Source organism: Nocardiopsis sp. RV163, assembly GCF_001029525.1.
Classification (GTDB): Bacteria; Actinomycetota; Actinomycetes; order Streptosporangiales; family Streptosporangiaceae; genus Nocardiopsis; species Nocardiopsis dassonvillei.
In genome coordinates, this window is sequence record NZ_LEKI01000108.1 from 1 (window position 1) to 20,423 (window position 20,423).

13 protein-coding genes, 1 tRNA gene and 2 pseudogenes are annotated in these 20,423 nt (G+C 71.2%); 12 read left to right on the plus strand and 4 right to left on the minus strand.

All coding sequences use genetic code 11. From position 1 onward, the window contains the following. Positions 1-93: pseudogene (locus tag ABD54_RS27415) on the minus strand (DnaA ATPase domain-containing protein); the annotation flags it as partial. Position 94: 1 nt separating this feature from the next. Here ABD54_RS27415 and dnaA point away from each other — a divergent pair. From dnaA to ABD54_RS18180, 9 genes and pseudogenes are all read left to right on the plus strand, one after another. Continuing rightward, positions 95-1,480 (plus strand): annotated as a pseudogene (gene dnaA, locus ABD54_RS18140) (chromosomal replication initiator protein DnaA); the annotation flags it as partial. 1,116 nt (positions 1,481-2,596) lie between these two features. After that, the gene (dnaN, locus tag ABD54_RS18145; protein ID WP_047870696.1) at positions 2,597-3,736 is read left to right on the plus strand and encodes a DNA polymerase III subunit beta; all 1,140 of its coding nucleotides are present in this window, start codon (positions 2,597-2,599) and stop codon (positions 3,734-3,736) included. Positions 3,737-3,834: 98 nt separating this feature from the next. Further along, positions 3,835-4,734, plus strand: coding sequence for a phosphogluconate dehydrogenase (NAD(+)-dependent, decarboxylating) (gene gnd, locus ABD54_RS18150; protein ID WP_047870697.1), 900 nt, complete (start codon positions 3,835-3,837; stop codon positions 4,732-4,734). A 102-nt stretch (positions 4,735-4,836) separates the two neighbouring features. Beyond that, positions 4,837-5,970 (plus strand): DNA replication/repair protein RecF, encoded by a 1,134-nt coding sequence (recF, locus tag ABD54_RS18155; protein WP_047870698.1) that lies wholly within the window; start codon positions 4,837-4,839, stop codon positions 5,968-5,970. A 79-nt stretch (positions 5,971-6,049) separates the two neighbouring features. Next, on the plus strand, positions 6,050-6,523 hold the full coding sequence (locus tag ABD54_RS18160) for a DUF721 domain-containing protein (RefSeq protein WP_200904136.1): 474 nt from the start codon (positions 6,050-6,052) through the stop codon (positions 6,521-6,523). A 456-nt stretch (positions 6,524-6,979) separates the two neighbouring features. Then, positions 6,980-8,917: a DNA topoisomerase (ATP-hydrolyzing) subunit B gene (gyrB, locus tag ABD54_RS18165; protein WP_082166884.1), complete on the plus strand. Its 1,938-nt coding sequence runs from the start codon at positions 6,980-6,982 to the stop codon at positions 8,915-8,917. 261 nt (positions 8,918-9,178) lie between these two features. After that, the gene (gene gyrA / locus ABD54_RS18170; protein WP_047870700.1) at positions 9,179-11,791 is read left to right on the plus strand and encodes a DNA gyrase subunit A; all 2,613 of its coding nucleotides are present in this window, start codon (positions 9,179-9,181) and stop codon (positions 11,789-11,791) included. Between the two features lie 111 nt (positions 11,792-11,902). After that, the gene (locus ABD54_RS18175) at positions 11,903-12,661 is read left to right on the plus strand and encodes a DUF3566 domain-containing protein (RefSeq protein WP_047870701.1); all 759 of its coding nucleotides are present in this window, start codon (positions 11,903-11,905) and stop codon (positions 12,659-12,661) included. Positions 12,662-12,843: 182 nt separating this feature from the next. After that, positions 12,844-12,917 (plus strand) — tRNA-Ile (locus ABD54_RS18180). Positions 12,918-13,234: 317 nt separating this feature from the next. On the opposite strand, the gene ABD54_RS18185 is transcribed toward ABD54_RS18180, so the two are convergent. Continuing rightward, positions 13,235-13,921: a CBS domain-containing protein gene (locus ABD54_RS18185; RefSeq protein WP_047870702.1), complete on the minus strand. Its 687-nt coding sequence runs from the start codon at positions 13,919-13,921 to the stop codon at positions 13,235-13,237. A gap of 224 nt (positions 13,922-14,145) precedes the next feature. Then, positions 14,146-16,839, minus strand: a complete 2,694-nt coding sequence (locus ABD54_RS18190) for a GNAT family N-acetyltransferase (protein ID WP_047870703.1) — start codon at positions 16,837-16,839, stop codon at positions 14,146-14,148. A gap of 230 nt (positions 16,840-17,069) precedes the next feature. Between ABD54_RS18190 and ABD54_RS18195 the strand changes: the two genes are divergently transcribed. From ABD54_RS18195 to ABD54_RS18205, 3 genes are all read left to right on the plus strand, one after another. Next, positions 17,070-17,750 (plus strand): pyridoxamine 5'-phosphate oxidase family protein, encoded by a 681-nt coding sequence (locus ABD54_RS18195; protein ID WP_047870704.1) that lies wholly within the window; start codon positions 17,070-17,072, stop codon positions 17,748-17,750. 158 nt (positions 17,751-17,908) lie between these two features. Continuing rightward, positions 17,909-18,580: a response regulator transcription factor gene (locus tag ABD54_RS18200; protein WP_047870705.1), complete on the plus strand. Its 672-nt coding sequence runs from the start codon at positions 17,909-17,911 to the stop codon at positions 18,578-18,580. A gap of 200 nt (positions 18,581-18,780) precedes the next feature. Then, positions 18,781-19,689, plus strand: a complete 909-nt coding sequence (locus ABD54_RS18205; protein ID WP_047870706.1) for a universal stress protein — start codon at positions 18,781-18,783, stop codon at positions 19,687-19,689. A gap of 38 nt (positions 19,690-19,727) precedes the next feature. Here the strand turns inward: ABD54_RS18205 and ABD54_RS18210 are convergent, their stop codons facing one another. Further along, positions 19,728-20,255 (minus strand): flavodoxin domain-containing protein, encoded by a 528-nt coding sequence (locus ABD54_RS18210; RefSeq protein ID WP_047870707.1) that lies wholly within the window; start codon positions 20,253-20,255, stop codon positions 19,728-19,730. Between the last annotated feature and the right edge of the window lie 168 nt (positions 20,256-20,423).

Below are 20,423 nucleotides of genomic sequence, written 5' to 3' on the forward strand. Positions count from 1 at the left end.
GCGGTGCGTGTAGTGCCCGATGGCGTGCAGCAGGTGGGTCTTGCCCAGCCCCGAGCCGCCGTGGATGAACAACGGGTTGTAGGCCTTGGCCGACCCCCCGCCCGCCGACGAGGAGCCGCACACGGTCCGCGACGCGCCCGCGCCCTGGGTCCAGCAGACCTTCGCCTCGCCCCAGGAGACGCCCACCGCTCCCCCGCTGTGGGAACAGCCCTCTGCGCTGGAGCGGCCGCAGGGGCCCGCGGGGTGGCAGCAGCAGGCCTGGACGGACCCGGAGTGGGACCGGCCCAACCGCTGGGAGACCCCGCGGGAGGAGGCGCCCGCGCCCGAGGCGGCGGAGGAGGCCGCCCCGCCCGCTCCGGAGGCCGCGGAGGCCCCCGTGGAGGACGAGGCCCCGAAGGCCCCCTCCTCTCCCCCGGGGCGCTCCCAGGAGGTCCCGCCGGGCGAGCACGCGCGCCTGAACCCCAAGTACACCTTCGACACCTTCGTCATCGGCTCCAGCAACCGCTTCGCGCACGCGGCGTCGGTGGCGGCGGCCGAGGCCCCGGCCAAGGCCTACAACCCGTTGTTCATCCACGGCGGCTCGGGGCTGGGCAAGACCCACCTGCTGCACGCCATCGGGCACTACACGCACCGCCTCTACGAGGGTTCCCGGGTGCGGTACGTCAGCTCGGAGGAGTTCACCAACGAGTTCATCAACTCGATCCGGGACGGCAAGGCGGACGGGTTCCGCCGCCGGTACCGCGACATCGACGTGCTCCTGGTTGACGACATCCAGTTCCTGGAGAACAAGGAGCAGACGCAGGAGGAGTTCTTCCACACCTTCAACACGCTGCACAACTCCGACAAGCAGATCGTCATCTCCAGCGACAGGCCGCCCAAGCAGCTGACCACGCTGGAGGACCGGATGCGCAGCCGGTTCGAGTGGGGCCTGCTCACCGACGTCCAGCCGCCCGAGCTGGAGACCCGGATCGCCATCCTGCGCAAGAAGGCCGCGCAGGAGGGGCTGGCGGCCCCGCCCGAGGTGCTGGAGTTCATCGCGAGCAAGATCTCCACCAACATCCGGGAGCTGGAGGGCGCGCTGATCCGCGTGACCGCCTTCGCCAGCCTGAACCGGCAGTCGGTGGACCTGGACCTGACCAGCCAGGTGCTGCGGGACCTGGTGCCCAGCACCGAGGTCCCCGAGGTCACGGCGGGGGCGATCATGTCCCAGACGGCCGCCTACTTCGGCCTGACGATCGAGGACCTGTGCGGGACATCGCGCTCCCGGGTGCTGGTGACCGCCCGGCAGATCGCCATGTACCTGTGCAGGGAGCTGACCGAGCTGTCCCTGCCCAAGATCGGGCAGCAGTTCGGCCGCGACCACACCACGGTCATGCACGCCGAGCGCAAGGTCCGCGGGCTGATGGCCGAGCGCCGGTCCATCTACAACCAGGTGCACGAGCTCACCAGCCGGATCAAGGACCAGCCCTCGCTGACCTGATCCGCGTACCGCGCACGAACGCCGTGGGGCGGCCCCCGGGACGGGGGCCGCCCCACGGCGTTCGTGCTGCGGCCGACGGCGGCCTGTCGGCCTGTGGACACGTCCACCTGTCGACATATCCACAAGACGGCACGGGCACGAGGCGGCACACGTTATCCACAGGGCTCCACCATGCCTGCGGCCGAGTTATCCACAGGCTTGTGCGCACGAACGCCCCTCTCTGGAGGGGTTCGCCGCCTCTGCCGACGTCCGGGCCGGTTCGTGCCCGGCCCTCCCTGTTCTCCCTGTTCTCCAGGCCTTCCGGGGACGCTGTTGCCCTTCCCACACCTGGTCGTAGGCCTTTGCGCCGGTGTTCGGCGCGCGAGACGGGAGACGCGCCTGTGGACAAACCTGTGCACAGACCCTTTGTCAGGGTTCGGGAGATCTGTGGAGAGGCTCGGAAAAAAAATTTGGCGTTCTCTCGCTCAAGTTATCCACAGGAGAGGGGTCAAATCTGTGGACAACCCTGTGGACAACCTGTGGAAAAGCGCGTCGAGCCTGTGGGTAACCACCCCTGCCCCTGTGGACGCCGCGGTGGGTGACCCGGTGACCGAACCACCGATCCCTGTGGAGAACCTGGGGAAAACCTGTGGACGACGCTGTGGACGGAGTGTGGAAAACCTGGGGACGGCCTCGTTCGTCCACAGGCGGGCCAAGTTACACACAGGGTTACCCACAGGCCCTGTGGACAAAAATTCGCAGGTTGACCTGCGAAAACAAGGGTTATCCACACTATCCACAGGCCCTACTACTACTGCGCACCTTCATTAACCAAGATGTGGCTTCACAACCGCTCCGCGGAAAATCTGTGGACAACGCTCCGAGACTGGCGCGACGACAGCCCGGTGCTGAGCTGTCAGCGGCAGCGGGTGAATCCGGGTAACGTGTGGTCTCGCCCCTGTCCTCCGCCGCCCGGATCCGAGCGGTGACCCCATACGGGATCCGAGACAGCTCCCGGCGCCACCGGCGCGGCCTCCACAGCCCTGTGGACGGAGCCCTCGGCGGACCCACAGATCCACGAGCTGCAACGTTGAGGCTTCGACCGGCACGCCGGTCGTGCGGAAAGTGAGTCGGAAAGTGAAGTTCCGGGTCGAACGCGACGTACTGGCCGAGGCGGTCGCCTGGACCGCGCGCACACTCCCGACGCGTCCCTCGGTGCCGGTACTCGTCGGCATCCTGCTCGAGGCCGGTGAGTTCGAGGGTCGCCAGCAGTTGCGCCTGTCCGGCTTCGACTACGAGGTCTCCACCCAGGCCGCGGTGGACGTCGAGGTCGAGGAGCCGGGCACGGTCCTGGTCACCGGCAAGCTCCTCGCCGAGATCACCCGCAACCTTCCCGCGCAGCCCGTGGAGGTCTCCACCGACGGCGCCAAGGTCGTCGTCACCGGCGGCAGCGCGAAGTTCACCCTGACCACCATGCCGGTGGAGGACTACCCCACGCTCCCGGAGATGCCCGGGGTGAGCGGGACCGTCGGCAGCGACGCCTTCGCCGCCGCGGTCAGCCAGGTGGCCGTGGCCGCCGGGCGCGACGACACCCTGCCGATGCTCACCGGTGTGCGCGTCGAGATCGAGGGCGAGACCATCACGCTCGCCTCCACCGACCGCTACCGCCTGGCCGTGCGCGAGCTCACCTGGAAGCCGGAGAACCCCGACCTGTCCGCGGTCGCGCTGGTCCCGGCCAAGACCCTCCACGACACCGCCAAGTCGCTCACCTCGGGCGCCGAGGTCTCGATCGCACTCTCGGACGGCGGTTCCGGAGAGGGCATGATCGGCTTCGAGGGCGGCGGCCGCCGTACCACGACCCGCCTGCTCGACGGCGAGTTCCCCAAGTACCGGGCGCTGCTGCCGGACAACTTCAACTCGGTGGCCGAGGTCAGCCGCTCCGAGTTCGTCGAGGCGGTCAAGCGCGTCTCGCTGGTCGCCGAGCGCAACACCCCGCTGCGGCTGTCCTTCAGCCAGGGCCAGCTGGTCCTGGAGGCGGGCACCGGCGAGGAGGCGCAGGCGGTCGAGGTCCTGGAGGCCGACCTGGACGGCGACGACATCCAGATCGCCTTCAACTCCGGGTTCCTCCTGGACGGGCTCGGCGCCATCGGCACCGACGTCGCCCGCCTGCACTTCACCACCTCGACCAAGCCGTCGATCCTGACCGGCAAGCCCGCGGACGAGGGTTCCTCCCCCGAGTACCGCTACCTGATCATGCCGGTGCGTCAGCCGGGCTGATCCGCGGCCGGTCCGATTGACTGGCACCTGCCGGATCCGGTCCGCGACCCGGGCCGGCCGGCGTCCATCCACAGGCGGCGAAGGGGAGCAGAGCAACCATGCAGCTCGGAATGATCGGTCTCGGCAAGATGGGCGGCAACATGGCCGCCCGGCTGCGGGAGAAGGGCCACGAGGTCGTCGGGTACGACGTCGCCTCCCCTGAGCGCGACGTCGACACCCTGGCCGGACTGGTCGAACGGCTGGCCGCCCCCCGGGTGGTCTGGGTGATGGTCCCCGCGGGCGACCCCACGGCCGCGACCATCGCCGAACTGGGCGAGCTCCTGGACGAGGGCGACCTCGTCATCGAGGGGGGCAACTCCCACTACGCGGACGACCGCGTCCGCGCCAAGGCGCTGGCGGAGAAGGGCGTCGGCTACCTCGACGCCGGTGTCAGCGGCGGTGTCTGGGGCCGCCAGAACGGCTACGGCATCATGGTCGGCGGCCCGGCCGAGGACGTCGAGAAGGCCCGTCCGGTCTTCACCGCCCTCGTGCCCGACGAGGGCGTGGGCTTCGTCCACGCCGGAGCGGTCGGCGCCGGGCACTTCGTCAAGATGGTCCACAACGGCATCGAGTACGGCATGATGCAGGCCTTCGGCGAGGGCTACGAGCTCATGGTCGCCTCCGGCCTCGTGGACGACGTCCCCGGCACGTTCGAGAGCTGGCGCGAGGGCACCGTGGTGCGCTCCTGGCTGCTGGACCTGCTCTCGCGGGCCCTGGAGGAGGACCCCGAGCTGTCGCGCCTGCGCGGCTACGCCGAGGACTCCGGCGAGGGCCGCTGGACCGTCCAGGCCGCCGTGGACCTCGCGGTCCCGGCCCCGGCGATCACCTCCTCCCTCTACGCGCGGTTCGCCTCCCGCCAGGACGACAGCCCGGCGATGAAGGTCGTGGCGGCCCTGCGCAACCAGTTCGGCGGGCACGCCGTGCACCGCGCCGAGACCTCCGACGACGTCGAGGTCTGAGGCTCCCTCCCCGCACCGACCCCGGCCCGGGGACGCAGCCCGCGAGCCGTCCCCGGGAGCGACCCCTTCCCCCGACCGCCGCCGCCCCAGGAGGAAGGCCGGATGTACGTATCCCACCTGCAACTGGCCGACTTCCGGTCCTACCATGAGGCTCTCGTGGAGATGGGTCCCGGCGTGAGCGTGTTCGTCGGCGCCAACGGCCAGGGCAAGACCAACCTGGTCGAGGCGGTCGGCTACGTGGCCACCCTCGGCAGCCACCGGGTCTCCTCCGACACCCCGCTGGTCCGCCAGGGCGCTCCCCGCGCGATCGTCCGGGCCAAGGTGGTGCGCGACGAGCGGTCCATGGTCGTGGACCTGGAGCTCAACCCCGGCAGGGCCAACCGGGCCCGGATCAACCAGGCGCCCGCGGGCCGCCCGCGCGAGGTCCTCGGAATCCTGCGCACCGTGCTCTTCGCCCCGGAGGACCTGGCCCTGGTCAAGGGCGACCCCGGCGAGCGGCGCCGGTTCCTGGACGACCTGCTGGTGGCGCGCGCGCCCCGGATGGCGGGCGTGCGCTCGGACTACGACCGGGTGCTCAAGCAGCGCAACGCCCTGCTCAAGTCGGCCTCCGGCCGGATGTTCCGCCAGCGCTCGGCACCCGACCTGAGCACGCTGGAGGTGTGGGACTCCCACCTGGCGGAGACGGGCGCGGAGCTGCTGGCGGCGCGGCTGGACCTGGTGGAGGAGCTGCGCCCGAGGATCGCCGAGGCCTACTCCGGGCTGACCGACTCCGGGGGCCCGGCCGTCCCCGACTACCGCTGCGGCGCGGTCCCCGAGGGCGCCGAGCCGCCGACCGGCCGTCCACAGCTTGTGGAAACCCTGCGCGCCGCCCTGGCCGAGGCCCGCGACCGCGAGCTCCAGCGCGGCGTCAGCCTGGTGGGCCCGCACCGCGACGACCTGGTCCTGCGGCTGGGCGGGATGCCCGCCAAGGGCTACGCCAGCCAGGGCGAGTCCTGGTCGTACGCGCTCTCACTCAAACTGGCCGCCTTCGACCTGCTGCGCTCCGACGGCGACGACCCGGTGCTGATCCTGGACGACGTGTTCGCCGAGCTGGACAGCGAGCGCCGCCGCAGGCTGGCCGAGCGGGTCGGCGACGCCGAACAGGTCCTGGTGACCGCGGCCGTGCCCGAGGACATCCCCGAGGAGCTGGACGGGGCCCGGTTCGGCGTGCGCGAGGGGGTCGTCACGGGTGAGTGAGCGTTATCCACACCCTGTGGACCGGGGCTCGGCCCCCGGCGCGGCCGACCGCGGAGGAGGAGGACTCCGTCCACAGCCTGTGGACGGGGCGCGGCGCCCGCCGGAACCGGGGCAGTCGGCCCCCCCGGCCCCGTCCGGGGCCGACCTGGCCCGCCAGGCGCTCGCCCGCGCCCGGGCCGAGGCCAAGGACCGCGGCGCGGTGCCCCGGGGGCTCCAGCGCTCGCGTCGGCGTGGCCGGTTGCGGTCACGCAACGAGCCCCAGATGTTCGGTGAGGCCGTGCGCACGTGGCTGATCGAGCACGGCTGGCAGGAACAGGTGGCCATCGGCGGCGTGTTCGGCCGCTGGGCGGACATCGTGGGCGATTTCAACGCAGAACACCTCCGACCGGAGAGCTATTCGGACGGGGAACTGGTCGTGGTGGCCGATTCCCCCACCATGGCGGCCCACGCGCGAGCGATGGTGCGCGATCTCATGCGCCGTCTCAACGAGGAGCTGGGCGACGGCACAGTCGTCGCCATCAAGGTCCGAGGACCCGGTTTCCGGCGCCGCTGAGGCGCGTCCGCCCGGGCTCCGGGGGCGGGATGCCCGTTTCCTCCTCTTTCGCGGCCTGTGGATATTCCCAGGTGAACGCTGTTCCAGCGGGTGTCCGCCGGCGCCGGGGAGGCGCCCGGACCGCGCCGGGGCCGCAGGCGCCACTCAACCGCACCGGGACTTGTGTACAGCCCCTCCCGCGTGTAGGGAGTCGTCTCCCTCCCTGAACGTTCGTTGTGAGGCGGCACAGGGCCGCCAATGCCACTTTGTCGCACCGTGCGGGGTATCATGGAGACGGTTCTTCAGACGCCTGTAGCCGGTCCCACGCCCCCAGAAGAGGGTGGGCGGACGGCCCCTGTGGCGAACGGTGATCCCCCAGGTGTCGCGGCACGCAGACCCTCCCGATCACCGCGTCACGGGCGACCGTCGCCGCTCGGCCGCGGTCGGCAGGCGTCCCCAGCAGGAGGGTGTTCCCACTTGGCCTACGACGCAGGTTCAATCACGGTTCTGGAGGGGCTTGAGGCGGTCCGCAAGCGCCCCGGAATGTACATCGGTTCCACCGGGGAGCGGGGCCTGCACCACCTGGTCTACGAGGTGGTCGACAACTCCGTCGACGAGGCGCTGGCGGGCCACGCCGACGCCATCGAGGTGACCCTGCTGGCCGACGGCGGCGTGTGCGTGGCCGACAACGGCCGCGGCATCCCCACCGACCTCCACCCGGTGGAGAAGCGCCCCGCCGTCGAGGTCGTCCTCACCACGCTGCACGCGGGCGGCAAGTTCGACGGCAAGTCCTACGCGGTCTCCGGCGGTCTGCACGGCGTCGGCGTCTCCGTCGTCAACGCGCTGTCCACCGCGCTGGAGGTGGAGATCCGCCTCCACGGGCACGTGTGGCGCCAGCGCTACGAGATGACCGCCCCCACCGGCGAACTCGTCAAGGGCGAGAGCACCGACGAGACCGGCACCCAGATCACCTTCTGGCCGGACGGCGGCATCTTCGAGACCACGGTGTTCTCCTTCGAGACGCTCGCCCGCCGCATGCAGGAGATGGCCTTCCTCAACAAGGGGCTGTCCATCACCATCCGCGACGAGCGGCCCGAGCACACCGACGGCGGACCGACGGTCAACACCTTCCACTACGACGAGGGTCTGTCGGACTACGTCCGCCACATCAACGCCAAGAAGGAGCCGGCGCACGCGTCGATCATCTCCTTCGAGGAGGAGGGCGACGGCATCTCGGTCGAGATCGCCATGCAGTGGAACCAGTCCTACACCTCCTCCGTGCACACCTTCGCCAACACCATCAACACGGCCGAGGGCGGCACGCACGAGGAGGGGTTCCGCTCCGCGCTGACCACCCTGGTCAACCGGTACGCCCGCGACCAGAAGCTGCTGCGCGAGAAGGACGACAACCTCACCGGCGACGACATCCGCGAGGGTCTGACCGCCATCATCTCGGTCAAGCTGGCCGACCCGCAGTTCGAGGGCCAGACCAAGACCAAGCTGGGCAACACCGAGGCCAAGTCCTTCGTCCAGAAGGTCACCAACGAGCACCTGCGCGACTGGTTCGAGCGCAACCCCGGCGAGGCCAAGGACATCGTGTCCAAGGCCAGCCAGGCCGCCCGCGCCCGCGTGGCCGCCCGCCAGGCCCGCGACCTGACCCGCCGCAAGACCCTGCTGGAGACCACCTCCCTCCCGGGCAAGCTGTCGGACTGCCAGTCCACCAACCCGGAGGAGTGCGAGGTCTACATCGTCGAGGGCGACTCGGCGGGCGGTTCCGCGAAGGGCGGCCGCAACCCGCACAACCAGGCCATCCTGCCCATCCGGGGCAAGATCCTGAACGTCGAGAAGTCGCGCATCGACCGCATCCTCAAGAACACGGAGGTCCAGGCGATCATCACCGCCCTGGGCACCGGCATCCACGAGGAGTTCGACGCGGAGAAGCTGCGGTACCACAAGGTCATCCTGATGGCCGACGCCGACGTCGACGGCCAGCACATCCGCACGCTGCTGCTCACCCTGCTGTTCCGCTTCATGAAGCCGCTGGTCGAGGCCGGGAACGTCTACCTGGCCGCGCCGCCGCTGTACAAGATCAAGTGGGACCAGAAGGGCAGCGACGCCAGCTACGCCTTCTCCGACGCCGAGCGCGACCGGGTCATCGAGGCCGGTATCGCCCAGGGCAAGAGGGACCCGCGCCCGCGCGACATGGTGCAGCGCTTCAAGGGTCTGGGCGAGATGAACGCCAACGAGCTGTGGGACACCACGATGGACCCGGACCGCCGCGTCCTGCTCCAGGTCAGCCTGGAGGACGCGGCCCAGGCCGACGAACTGTTCAGCGTGCTCATGGGTGAGGACGTCGAGTCGCGGCGCGCCTTCATCCAGCGCAACGCCAAGGACGTCCGCTTCCTGGACATCTAGGCAGTGTTTCCCGGACCTGCGCTTCGCTTCGGTCCGTGTCCGGACGCCGGGAGAACGGGAACCGGGTCGAGGCGGGCACGGTGGCGCCTGCGATGGGACGGCCCGCTCCTCGCTGTCCCGCCTCCGGCGCCTCCAGATCCCCGTGGGCGCCCGGACCGGCCCCGCATGAGGCCGGTCCGAGGAACCGAGCCCGGGTCCTTGAGGACCCGGGTCCCGCTCCCACCCGTGCTCAAGCAAGCTTCGTAGAAGGGACCGACATCCGTGACGGATGCGAACAACCCCGACGCCCCTGAGGGCGGGGACTCCAGCGTGGAGGCCCCGCCGCGCACGACCGACCGGATCGAGCCCGTCGACATCCAGGTCGAGATGCAGCGCAGCTACCTCGACTACGCGATGTCGGTCATCGTCGGCCGCGCCCTGCCCGACGTGCGCGACGGCCTCAAGCCGGTCCACCAGCGCGTGCTCTACGCGATGTACGACGGCGGCTACCGCCCCGACCGCGGCTACTTCAAGTGCGCCCGCGTCGTCGGCGACGTCATGGGCAACTACCACCCGCACGGTGACAGCGCCATCTACGACACCCTGGTGCGCCTGGCCCAGTGGTGGTCCATGCGGATGCCGCTGGTCGACCCCAACGGCAACTTCGGCTCGGCGGGCAACGACCCGGCCGCCGCCATGCGCTACACCGAGTGCAAGCTCGCGCCGCTGGCCATGGAGATGCTCCGGGACATCGACAAGGACACCGTCGACTTCCGGCCCAACTACGACGGCCGCTCCGCCGAGCCCGTCGTGCTGCCCGCCCGCTTCCCGAACCTGCTGGTCAACGGCTCCTCGGGCATCGCGGTCGGCATGGCCACCAACATCCCGCCGCACAACCTGCGCGAGGTCGCCGACGGCGTCAACTGGTACCTCGACAACCCCGAGGCGCAGGACGAGGAGCTGCTCGACGCGCTCATCGCGCGCGTCAAGGGCCCCGACTTCCCCACCCGCGGGCTCATCGTCGGCAAGCGCGGCATCGAGGAGGCGTACCGGACCGGGCGCGGCTCCATCACCATGCGCGCCGTGGTCGAGGTGGAGGAGGACAAGCGGGGCCGCCAGACCCTGGTCGTCACCGAGCTGCCCTACCAGGTCAACCCGGACAACCTCGCGCTCAAGATCGCCGACCTGGTCAAGGACGGCAAGATCACCGGCATCGCCGACGTGCGCGACGAGAGCAGCGGCCGCACCGGACAGCGCCTGGTCATCGTGCTCAAGCGCGACGCCGTCGCCAAGGTCGTGCTGAACAACCTCTACAAGCACACCCAGCTCCAGGAGACCTTCGGCGCGAACATGCTCGCGCTGGTCGACGGGGTGCCGCGCACCCTGCGCCTGGACCAGATGATCCGGCACTGGGTCAAGCACCAGGTCGAGGTCATCGTCCGCCGGACCCGGTACCTGCTGCGCAAGGCCGAGGAGCGGGCGCACATCCTGCGCGCGCTGCTGCGGGCGATGGACCGCATCGACGAGGTCATCGACCTCATCCGGGCCAGCGCCTCCGCGGACCAGGCCCGCACCGGCCTGATGGACCTGCTGGAGATCGACGACATCCAGGCCCGCGCCATCCTCGACATGCAGCTGCGCAAGCTCGCCGCCCTGGAGCGCAACGCCCTGACGGCCGAGTACGACGAGCTCATGGCGCAGATCGCCGACTACAACGACATCCTCGAATCGGACACGCGCCAGCGGAGCATCATCCGCGAGGAGCTCGGCGAGATCGTGGAGAAGTACGGCGACGAGCGGCGCACGCACATCATCCCCTTCGAGGGCGACATGCGCATGGAGGACTTCATCGCCGAGGAGGACGTGGTCGTCACGATCTCCCGCGGTGGATACGCCAAGCGCACCCGCATCGACAACTACCGCGCCCAGAAGCGCGGCGGCAAGGGCGTGCGCGGGGCCCAGCTCAAGCAGGACGACATCGTCCAGCACTTCTTCGTCACCACCACCCACAACTGGATCCTGTGCTTCACCAACCAGGGCCGGGTGTACCGCACGAAGGCCTACGAGCTGCCCGAGGCCGCCCGCGACGCGCGCGGCCAGCACGTGGCGAACCTGCTCCCGTTCCAGCCGGGCGAGGAGATCGCGCAGATCATGGCGCTGCGCGACTACGAGGCCGCCCCGTACCTGGTGCTCGCCACCCGTGAGGGCCTGGTCAAGAAGTCCCGCCTGGAGGACTTCGACTCGGCGCGCGCGGCGGGCATCATCGCGATCAACCTGCGCGAGGGCGACGAGCTGATCGCCGCCCGGCTGGTCTTCCCCGACGACGACCTGCTGCTGATCTCCAGCGACGCCCAGGCGATCCGGTTCCCGGCCTCCGACGAGTCGCTGCGCCCCATGGGCCGCGCCACCAGCGGCGTGATCGGCATGCGGTTCCTGGAGGACGACTACCTGCTGAGCATGGACGTCATCCGGCCCGGCGACGGTTCCACGGACGTCCTGGTCACCACCGAGAACGGCTACGCCAAGCGCACCCCCTCCGACCAGTACCCGGTGCAGAACCGCGGCGGCAAGGGCGTCCTGACGGCCAAGGTGGTGGAGGCCCGAGGCAAGCTGGTCGGCGCCCTGATGGTCGACCCCGAGGTGGACGAGGTCTTCGCGATCACCTCCGTCGGCGGTGTCATCCGCACCGGCGCCGACGAGGTCAAGCGGTCCGGCCGCACGACCATGGGCGTCCGGCTGATGAACCTGGACAAGGGCAACAAGATCGTGGCCGTGGCGCGCAACGCCGAGGCCGCCGAGGAGGAGGCCGTCGAGACGGTCGAGGACGCGGGGGAAGCGGCCGCCGACACGGCCGAGGACGTGAACGCGAACGCCGAAGGCGACCCGGAGGCCTAGACTGCGCGTTAGGCCCCATATGGGCCGCGGGGTTCGTTTCGCGCGGACCCCGCGGACGCCCCGGTCGCGCCAATCACCCGTTCTCAACGAAAGTCCAGCGGTAACGTTTCTATGTCTGACAACCAGCGGAACACCACCACGAACGAAACCGACCCGGACACGGCGGAGAGCGCCGAGGGCGGGGACGTGGAGACGACCGAGAAGGACACGGCAGAAGCGGGGGCCGCCGTGACCACCGAGGTCGACGACGAGGCCGAGGCGGCGACGGGCGCCACCGAGGCCGACACGGCCGAGGAGCCCGGTGAGGAGTCGGGGGACAAGCCCGGCGACGAGGACGAGGGTTCCGCCGACAGGGCGGACACCGGATCCGAAGCCGCCGCCGGACCGTCCGAGCCCGTGGCGGAGGACCGCACCGAAACGGGGGGAACGCCAGTGTCCGAATCGAAGACCTCGGTGCCTGGGGGCCCGAACGCCGTGAAGGCCAGCCTGTCCAGCCGCAAGGCACACCTGTCGGTCTCCCGTGTGGAGCCGTGGTCGGTGATGAAGTTCAGCTTCGTCGTCTCCCTGGTGTGCTTCATCATCCTGTTCGTGGCGATCGCGGTGATCTACGCGACGCTGTCGATGCTGGGTGTCTTCGACGAGCTGACCAACATGCTCACGGCGCTCCTGGAGGGCGACGGGACCGAGGACGAGCTCGGCCTCGACCCGGCCTCCTGGTTCTCGCCGGGCCGTGTCCTGGGTTACACCGGCGTGGTCGGCGCGCTGAACATCGTGCTGATCACCGCCCTGTCCACGGTGGGCGCCATGCTGTACAACCTCGTCGCCGACCTGGTCGGCGGCGTCGACGTGACGCTGTCCGAGGCCGAGTAGCACCGCCGTGAGGGCTCGGTCCCCGCCGGGGCCGGGCCCTCACGCGTCGGTTCCGAGCACTTCCGCGCCCGGGTAAAATCGGAGGTGGAAAGGGACGCGTGCGCCGCGTCCCGCCTCGCGTCCGCCCCGGATCACCGGTTCGCCCCGGTCCCGGCGATGCGGTAGAGTTCCACACGCAGCAAGGGCGTATAGCTCAGTCGGTTAGAGCGCATCCCTGATAAGGATGAGGCCCCAGGTTCAAGTCCTGGTACGCCCACACGGTTTGTGCGGTTCAGAGCCTTGTTCTCCACTCGGAGAGCAGGGCTCTTCCTCTTTCGGCCGTCATCGACCGTGGGACCCCGCGGCATCCCCTGTCCGAGCCTGTGCTCCCCCGGCACTGGACGGTACCGACAGGACGCCAAGTCGACAACAGATCCAATCGCTGTGTCGACTCGACCCCCAGCCGGCGCTCCCCCGCCGGGAAGCGGCACGCCCAAGAGCTCCGCGGTGACCACCGGGTAGGTCCCCGCCGTCGGACCGCGCACGGCTTGCGCAAGCCGTCGCGTGGGTGGCGGCGGGCCAGCACCCGGAGTGTCAGGGTGTCCCCGCCCGCCACTGAACGTGCTGGGGGACGACGTCGTCGGCGTGCCAGCGCAGTTCGGAGTCGACGGCCACCACGCCCTCGATCTGCCGGACGCCGTGGATCAGCTTCTCGACGTCGCTGCGGTGCTCCACATCCCCGGTGAGCCTCACCACCCCGCCCTCGACCGTGGCCCTGGGTTCCGGCAGGACCTCCCTGATCACGCTCCGCGCCTCCTCGGCGATGTCGTCGTCCTCCCGCACGAAGACCGACAACAGGTCCCGCCTGCTGACGATCCCGAGCAGGTGTCCGTCCCCGTCGACGACCGGCAACTGTTTGACCCCGTGCCGCTCCATCAAGCGGGCGGCGAGGACCACGGACGCGTCGGAGGACACCGTGACGGCGGGGCCGGTCATCAACTCGGCCGCGTTCCTCGCTGTGGCCTTGTCGCCCGCGCTTCCTCCCGAACCCAGCCGGGCGCGCAGCCGGGCGCGCAACGGAGGAGCGTACTCCCCTCCCGCGAACTCCTCCTTGTGGAGCAGGTCCTCCTCCGAGACCACGCCGACCACACAGCCCTCTCCGTCGGTCACGGGCAGAGCGCTCACACCGTGCTTGACCAGCATCTCGGCGATCTCGCGGTAGCGTGTGTCCCCGGTGACGGAGAAGACCTCGGTCGTCATGACGTCGCTCACATTGTGCATCGCGAACTCCCCTCGTGTACCGTCCCGGACGGCGGTCGGCACGGTTCCGTTCCCGCGGAAACGCCCCTCGGGCGCTCCGGCCCCGTTCCGGTCCCCCTCCCAGCCTTCTCCGCAGACGCCCGGCCCACCAGGGTCCTGGGCCCCGGCCGAGTCGGGCCCTACGGCTCCTACCGGCGGGGACCCGCGCTCTCGGCCTGCCCGCGGAGCCGCTGCTCCGACGACGGTCACAGCGGTCGGAGCGCGCGCAGGTACGGGTCCCCGTGCGGATACCTGGCCACCCGGACGCGGGCGTCGACGCACACCGCCGACGAAGGACCGACGATGACCGGGTTCATCTCGAGTTCCGCGATCTCCGGAAGATCCTCGACCAGCTTCGAGAGCCTCAGCAGGGGTTCCCGCAGTACCCCGGGGTCCGTATCCCTCTCATCCCCCCGTTCGCCCAGGCGCCTGAGCTCGGGTACGGACCGGATCATCTCGTCGGCGTCGGCGTCGGTCAGCGGAGTGAGCCGGGACGTTCGTGAGCCCAGCACCTCGGCGTAGCTCCCGCCGGGGCCGCACGCGATCACCGGGCCGAAGTCGGGCTGCTGGACGGAGCCGATCAGGGCCTCGAAACCGGGAGGGGCCATGCCTTGGACGACGAAGCCGCGGGCCCTTCCCCGGAACCGCTCCGCCAGCTCACGGTAGGCCCTCCTGAACCGCTCCTCCCCGGTGAGGCCGAGGTACAGGGCTCCGGCGCGGGCTCGGTGGACGACGCCGGCCACGTCCGCCTTGAGTGCGACCGGTCCGGGGATCTCCACCGCCGCGCGCAGCGCCTCCTCCTCGTCGCGTGCGCGGCGCCAGGGCGCGAGGGCCATCCCGTAGCAGGTGAGCAGTTCCATCACACGGTGGAGGGGCAGCCATCCGCCCTGGGCGGGGGAGAGCAGGGACTCGTTCACGATCTCGGCCGCCCGGTACGAGGCCACGTCGGAGAGTTCCGGCGCCCGCCCGGACGGGCGGGCCAGCCATGAGGAGCGCCGCCACGCGGCGCCGAGCGCAGCAGCCGCCGCCTCGGGACCGTTGTACGAGGGCACCGGTCTCCCCCCGCCCCCGAGGACGGCCACGGCCTCGGGCTGCTCGGGCGCGACCGCGACCACCGGGACGTCCCGCACCGCCGTGCTGACGGCCGGAGCCGGATCGGCCAGGGCCGTGGGGACCGTGACGGCCATGACGGCGTCCACCTCCGGGGCCGCCGACAACAGCTCCAGACACGCGCGCAACTGGTCACTGCGGGCCGCCGGCGTGGTGTCGACGGGGTTGGAGCACACCGCTCCGGAGGGCAGCGACTCCTCCAGGCCGCGCCGCGTCCGCTCGGACAGTCCGGCGACCTCCAGACCGGCGTCACAGCACGAGTCGGCGGCCATCCCCCCCACACCGGCGGTGTTGGTCAGGACCGCCACACGAGGGCCCCGGGGAAGGGGCTGGTGGGCCATGAGTGCCGCTGCTTCGACCAGTTCGCCGACCCCGGACACGGCGGTCACCCCGGCTTGGGCGAACAGGGCGTCGGCTGCGGCTACGGACGGCAGGGGGGAACCGCTGTGCGCCAGGGCCGCCCGCCTCCCCGCCTCCGAACGCCCCGCGTGCACGGCCAGGACGGGCATCCGCCGTCCGATCCCACGGGCTATGCGTGCGAACTTGCGGGGGTTGCCGAAGGACTCCACGTGCACCACCGCCATGGTGGTGGAACCGTCCGCCTCCCACCAGCTCAGCATGTCGTTGCTGCTGACGTCCAGGCGGTTGCCCACAGCCAGGAACGAGGACACCCCCACTCCCAGGCGGGTGAGGTGGTCGAACAGGCTGATGCCGACCCCGCCCGACTGCACGACGAGGCCCGCGCCTCCGGGGGAGGGCGGGCGCGCGGCGAAGGTCGCCTGCAGGCTCACCCCGGGCTCGGTGCAGACGACACCGAAGCTGTTGGGGCCCACGAGCCGCATCCCGCTGTCCCGGCAGACCGACAGCAGCTCCCGGCTCGTGTCCGGGCCGAGGTTCGAGGTGACGACGAGGAGCGCCCTGATCCCCCGCGCACCGCACGACCGCGCCACGGGGACCACGGCGTCGGGAGGGACCGCCACCACCGCCAGGTCCGGGGGCTCGGGAAGTTCCGCGACGGAACGGTGGACGGGCAGGGGGACGTCGGCCACGCCGGACGCCTGGGGGTGGACGGCGTACGTGGGACCGGTGAAGCCGTGGCACACGATGCTGCGAAGGATCGCGTTGCCGACCGACACCGCGCGGCTCGTCACACCGATGACCACGGCCGAACGGGGACGCAGCAACCGCTTGAGGCTCTCCCTGCTGGCCTGTCCCTCCCTGCGTCCCACGGCGGCGACGTAGCGGTCGTCCTGCTCCAGGGGCAGGGTCAGCTCCACCACCCCCGCGTCGGTCCTGCGACGCGATCGCAGCCCCGCGTCGTCGCACATGCGCAGCATCTCGTGGTTGGCGGCCAGGACGTCGGCGTGGAAGGCCCTGACACCGCGTTCCCGTGCCACCGAGGCCAGGTGCTCCAGAAGCAGGGTGCCCACACCGCGTCCATGGGCCCCTTCCGCCACGGCCAGCCCCAACTCCCCGGTACTGGACCGCTCGGTCGCGTCGTAACTCGCGACGCCGACCACCTCGCCGTCGAGGACCGCGAGGAGGGCCGCGCAACTGGTGCCGCCGCCCACGCAGGCCCGCTCGGCCGCCGCTCGGGCCGAAGACGTACTGGGCAGGAAGAAGCGCATGCGCAGGTTCTCCTGCGACATCCCCTCGTACAGCTTCCGGACCCTGGTGACGTCCTCGGCCCTGGCGGGACGTATCAGCGCGACGGCGCCGTCGGACAACAGGGCGTGGGAGGTCCCCTGGTCCGCCGTCCGTACCGTTTCCTCGTCGAGTCGGCCGGTCATGGTCGCCCTCCCCCGGGTCCTCGCGTCCGGGTCGCTGGAGTCGGCCCGGGGCGCGTCGTCGCGTGTGGCGCGGTGCGCTTCCCAGTCTTCTCCCTGTTCGCGGATCCGGCCCGGGGACGGAGGTCGCTCGCATCCGGGCCCAACGGCCCATGCCCGGTGGCTCCGCGACCGGTGAGGATGCGGGTAGTACGGGACGCGGGAGCTTCTTCTTCGGGGCGGGGGGTCGCACCATGACGCGGGAAGAGGGCACGGCCACCACGGGCAGCGACCTCGGGCGCAGGGCCGCCGCGCGCCGGGCCGAACTCGGTCTGACCCGGGAGGAGGTCGCGCACCTGGCGGACATGGATCCCGGGTACGTGGCCTACCTGGAGGAGTACGCCCCCCACATGACCAGGCAGGCGCTCTACCGCCTCGCGGAAGCCCTGAACACCACGCAGGACTACCTGCTGGGAAGCGCCACCGACGTACCGCCCGGCTCCGCGACCACCTCGGTCCTGCTCCCGGAGACGACCGTGCTCACTCCGGAGACGTGCATGGAACTCGTCGGTCCGGGCGGTGTGGGACGCATCGGCTTCATGCCCGGGGGCGCGACGGCGCCGACCATCCTTCCGGTGAACTACCTAGTCCGCGGTGGCGCCGTCGTGTTCCGGACCACGGACCACGGAGTGATCGCCCGGCACCTCCCGTGCGGCGCCGCCTTCGAGGTCGACCGCGTCGACGGCGTGACGAGCGAGGGGTGGAGCGTCCTGATCACCGGCGAGGCCGTACCGGTGACCGACGACGCGGAGGCGGCGTCTATGCGCACGAGCACTCCCGTGCGCCCGTGGGCGGGAGGCGAACACGACCTCTTCGTCCGTGTCGTCGCGTACGAGGTCAGCGGGCGCCGTGTGGGAGGCCGGAGCATGCGCTGACCCGTGTCGGCGTCCCGCTTCGGGACGGGCCCGCCACTGGTATCCGACCGCCTTCGCGGGTAGGGGGACGAGGCACACGACGGAACGCGGTCCGGCCGGGCACCGGGTCGCCCGGCCCCGTCGGGCGGGCCCGCCCGTGTGGGAGGAGATGACGGCCTATGCAGCAGGAGAGCCGGGCCATCCGCGTCTTCCTGGTCGACGACCACGACGTGGTGAGGCGGGGGATCACCGCCCTGCTCGAGGACGAGGGGGACATCGAGGTCGTCGGGGAGGCCGCCACGGCGGCCGAGGCGCTCGGCCGCGTGCCGGCCGCACGGCCCGACGTGGCGGTCCTGGACGTGCGTCTGCCGGACGGCAGCGGTGTGAAGGTCTGCCGGGAGCTGCGGTCGCGGTTCCCGGAACTGGCGTGTCTGATGCTGACGTCCTACTCCGACGACGAGGCCCTCTACGACGCCGTCCTGGCGGGTGCGGCGGGCTACGTGCTGAAACAGATCCACGGTTCGGACCTGGTGGGGGCGATCCGCACGGTCTCCTCCGGGGAGTCCCTGCTGGACCCGCACAGCACATCCCTCGTCATGCGGCGCATACGCGAGGGAGCGGAGTCCGCGGACCCCCTCGCCGGTTTCTCCCCCCAGGAACGGCGCGTGTTCGAGCTGATCGGTGAGGGGCTGACCAACCGGCAGATCGGCGAGCGGGTCTTCCTGGCGGAGAAGACGGTCAAGAACTACGTCTCCAGTGTGCTGTCCAAGCTGGACATGCAGCGCCGGGCGCAGGCGGCGGCGTACGCCGCGCGGCTCAAGGACCGTGCCGCGCGCGGCGGGTCCGGATGAGACCGCGCGTCCGCCCGGGATCCTGCGGCGTGCTCCGGAGACGGGCGGGCGCCCGGGCGGGGCGCACGGCGTCAAGTGGCGCAGGTCCCGGATCCGCCACGTCCTTGGAGACCGCCCGACCGCGACACCCGTACCTGGTGCGCCCGCGCGGACGCTCCTAACGTGGCACGGGAAGGCTCCACAACCGGTGGGAGGCAGCCATGGACCAGGGAGCGAAGGCGCCCGTGGTGGCGGCGGTCAACGGAACGGCGGCGAGCGGACGGGCCCTGGACTGGGCCGCGGACGACGCGAGACGGCGGGGACGGGGGCTGCGCGTCGTGTACGCCTTCGACTGGCCGCTCTACCACTCCCTCCCCCGCGGCCTGCCGGGGTTCGACGTGGACGAGTTCGCCCGCCGCATCGTCGACGAGGCCCGCGAGCGCGCGCTGGAGCGGGTTCCGGACCTGGACGTCATGGCGGTGCACGTCACGGGCGACCCCGCGCCGGTCCTGCTGACCGAGAGCCGGGGCGCCCACTCCCTGGTCGTGGGGGCGCACCGCATGACGACCATGGACAGGGTGGTCGTACCGGACTCCACGGCCCTTGAGCTGCTGGCCGACGCCTCGTGTCCCGTGGTGGTGGTTCCCAACCGGGAGCCGGGTCCCTTCCACGGCCGCCTGGTGCTGGGCGCGGACGGGTCGCGGTCCGCGCGGGCCGCCACGGAGTGGGCGTTCGCCACGGCCGGCGCCTGGGGGGCGGGCCTGCGCGCGGTGGCGGTACGCGAGGAGACCCGCTGGTGGCGCTTCGGCGCCTTGGAGGACCCGACCTGGACCATGACTGAGGAGGACAGGAAGCGGGCCGAGGACGAGGACGTGCGCCGCGCGCACCGGGCCTTGTCGGAGGCGGTCGCGGACGAGCGGGCGCGCTGGCCGCGAGTGCGGGTCGAGGAGGTCGTGGAGACGGGCCACCCCGTCGAGGTCCTGTGCGCCTCGGCCCGGGACTGTGACCTGATGGTCGTGGGATCGCACGGACGGGGAGGCTTCGCCGGGATGCTGCTGGGGTCGGTGAGCCGCAACGTGATCTCACACAGCCCCGTTCCGGTCGCGGTGGTACGCCCTCCCCGGCACTGAGAACGGCGGCCGGGCACGCCCCGGGGCGCCGCGGACGGTCACACCGGTGCGGCGCCCGACGTTCCGGCGCCGGACAGGTCGGCGGCGATCGCGTCGGCCCAACCGTCGATCTCGTCCCAGTCGCGGAAGTCCCCGTAGCGCCCCCGCATGAGCCGGTAGACCGCGCGTCCGAACCGCGGCAGGTGTTCGGGCCGCAGGGCTCCGGCCAGGAGGCGGTGTTCGCGGAAACCCAGAGCTTCGTGCAGCTCGGCGACCTCCTTGGGTTCTCGGGCCTGTTTCTCGAACCAGCCTCCGACGACCCGCGCCAGGCCCACGCTGAACAGCCAGACCGGCATCCCGCCGAGCGGCTCGGCGTTGGCGCGGAGGTATTCCGATGCCTCGGGAATCCAGGAGCCGCTGTGGATCGCGCTGCCCAGGACCGCGGCACCGTACTCCCCTGCCCCCGGCGCTTCCGCCAGGGGCCGCACGTCCGCCGTGTGGCCGCGTTCGCGCAGACGACCGGCGATCCTCTCCGCGATCTCCCGTGTGGAACCGTGCTCACTCGCGTAGCCGACCAGTACGGACATGGCGTTACCTCCTCCGAGCGTCCTCCGTCACAGCCCAGTCTGGGCGCGCGGGGCCGCGCCGCCGCAGGGGCGTACCTCCCGGAGCACGGGGACGTAGGGCCCGTGCGGGTCAGCCGCTAGGCCCTGCCGGGAGGACGGATACGCAGGCAGTGTCGGAGGGGAGGGGGA